Source organism: Jeotgalibacillus sp. ET6 (assembly GCF_029667115.1).
Classification (GTDB): domain Bacteria; phylum Bacillota; class Bacilli; order Bacillales; family Jeotgalibacillaceae; genus Jeotgalibacillus.
The window spans coordinates 1-285 of the sequence record NZ_JARUIU010000060.1; the positions used below are offsets into that span (position 1 = coordinate 1).

Below are 285 nucleotides of genomic sequence, written 5' to 3' on the forward strand. Positions count from 1 at the left end.
ATATTTTACCTGAAGCTCTTTGCGCAGATGGTCCGTAAATCTGAAGAACGAAAAATGTAGTATAGTTACACAAAAAACGATTATAAAGGAAATAATGACAAACTCATCTAAATCCCGACTCAAACAAACATTAAATGCTGCCTTCTACTTTCGTGCCCGGAAGAAATCTTCTTTTTATGTCTTTTGCTGCGGTGCTGGCAAAGCAAATTGGCGAGAGACATATAAAGGTTTGATTGATCAAAAATTTCTTGATGGAATAGTGAAAATGAATAGGAAGTTTTGTTT

1 pseudogene is annotated in these 285 nt (G+C 34.7%); it reads left to right on the forward strand.

The features are described from left to right. Positions 1–137: 137 nt before the first annotated feature. Positions 138–224 (forward strand): annotated as a pseudogene (locus P6709_RS19855) (7-cyano-7-deazaguanine synthase); the annotation flags it as partial. Positions 225–285 lie beyond the last annotated feature (61 nt).